We start from the raw sequence: 1,732 nt of genomic DNA, 5'->3' as shown, positions 1-1,732 counted from the left end.
GCAATACGCCAGGCGGCAGGGTGCTACCCAATTGTTGATCCACTGCGACAACAGCGTGGTGGTGCAGCAGCTGGCGGGAACCGCCACTGAACCCTTCCTGCGCCTGGTTCCGCTGTTCGACGAGGTGCGCGCCGTGCTGCGGTCTTTCGAGTCGGCGCGGCTGGTGTGGATACCACGCCACCGCAACCAGGAAGCCGATGCCCTGGCCCGGGCGGCGGTGGGGCTGATGCCTAAAGGCCCCGCTCCAGCGGCCAGGCGCCGTCGTTAGCTGCACGTGTGAATGCTTCGTTCCCGCACGAAGCAACGAAGTGCCGTAGCCGCGTATATATGTGGATGTACCCGCATCACCCCGTACACCCGCCCAGGAGCAACGCATGGCCAAAGAGATTATTCGCGTCGAACCCCTTTCCACCTGGCTGCAGCGATGGAAGGCGCCCACCTCTGTCGTCACGCGTCATGGCGATACGGTCTATGTGGCCGGCTTGCCGCCGTTCGACCCCGCCACGGGTGAAGTTGTCCACGCATCTGTGGAACGCCAGACCGAACTGGTGTTGGAGCAAATGAAGCTCTGCCTGGAAACAGCAGGTTCATCGCTGGGCCAGGTGCTCAAATGCAACGTCTATTGCACCTCGGTCGAGAAGTTTGCAACGGTCAATGCCATTTACGCCCGCTACTTCCCCCAGGATCCACCGGCCCGGATTTTCATCTGCGTGCCGGCATGGCCAGGGCACTTTGACATTGAGATGGATTGCATCGCCGCCTGCTAGCGCGCGCGGAAGGCCCGAAAACCGTGACACGATGAGGGAGTTGCACTTTCGCACAATCGTGCTAATATTCGCTGCATGGACGCCAAAACCCAGAAAAGCGAAATGACCCGCGCCGCCATCATCGGCGCAGGCATCGACCTGGCTGCGGCGGAAGGTCTGGAGGCCATCACCTTGCAGGCTGTGGCAGACCGCATCGGCATCTCCAAGAGCGGCGTGTTTTCGCGCATCGGCTCACGCGAGGCTTTGCAGAAAGCCGTGATTGAAGAGTTCGGCCGGCGCTTTATTGCCGATGTGTTTGTGCCCGCCATGCAGCAGCCCAAGGGTTTGCCGCGGCTGGAGACGATTGTGCAGCGCTGGATTGTGCGCACGCGCGATGTCGAGGCCAAGTCGGGCTGTATTTACACTGCGGGCGCCTTTGAGCTGGACGACCGCGAAGGCGAGTTGCGCGACCTGCTGCTCGGCGAGGTCACCCGCTGGCGCGCCTCGTTGCGGCGCACCGTACTGCAGGCCATGGAGGCCGGTCAACTGAAGACCGACACCGATGCGGAGCAGCTGGTCATGGAAATCAGCAGCATTGCCATGGGGATGTTTCACGATGCCCGTTTTCTACGCGATGCACGCGCGGCTGAACGGGCCCAGGCAGCCTGGGAGCGCCTGATCAAGAGCTACCAGACAGAGGCAGTTACCCCAAAATAAAGAGACAAACAGGGCGGAAAGGGCAGCCACGCCATTTCCGATGCATCGGTAAGTTTTAATTTCGCACGACTGTGCGGAGAAATAAGGAAATCATGTTGATTCTGATCATTGGTTTAGGCGTATTTCTTGGCGTTCGCGCCGTGAAGGCGGTCCTGGCTTCGCTGCGCAGTTTGCCGCGCAGCAACGAAGACTGGATCTGGTACTGACATTCACGGGGAGGACCACACCATGACACGCACATCGCTCCAGGCCACCGCAGCCTTTTACAA

Annotated in this window: 3 protein-coding genes; all 3 read left to right on the top strand. The window is 60.6% G+C overall.

Annotated features, from left to right (window positions below):
* Nucleotides 1-268, top strand: a 268-nt coding sequence (locus tag AC1D1X_RS22440; RefSeq protein ID WP_477699238.1) for a reverse transcriptase-like protein, incomplete at its 5' end; no start/stop codon positions are given.
* 106 nt (nt 269-374) lie between these two features.
* Nucleotides 375-767 carry a RidA family protein gene (locus AC1D1X_RS22435; protein ID WP_477670368.1) on the top strand — a complete coding sequence of 131 codons (393 nt, stop codon included), beginning with the start codon at nt 375-377 and terminating at the stop codon, nt 765-767.
* A gap of 75 nt (nt 768-842) precedes the next feature.
* Nucleotides 843-1,463 (top strand): TetR/AcrR family transcriptional regulator, encoded by a 621-nt coding sequence (locus AC1D1X_RS22430; protein ID WP_477670369.1) that lies wholly within the window; start codon nt 843-845, stop codon nt 1,461-1,463.
* The last annotated feature ends 269 nt before the right edge of the window (nt 1,464-1,732 follow it).

The organism is Polaromonas sp. P1_G4 (assembly GCF_056405475.1).
The sequence above is the reverse complement of the archived record's forward strand: the minus strand, read 5'-3'. Positions and strand labels throughout refer to the sequence as shown.

Excerpts from the sequence above, each read along its gene's own strand:
- AC1D1X_RS22435 (WP_477670368.1), top strand. The coding sequence starts at position 375 with ATGGCCAAAGAGATTATTCGCGTCGAACCCCTTTCCACCTGGCTGCAG.
- AC1D1X_RS22430 (WP_477670369.1), top strand. The coding sequence starts at position 843 with ATGGACGCCAAAACCCAGAAAAGCGAAATGACCCGCGCCGCCATCATC.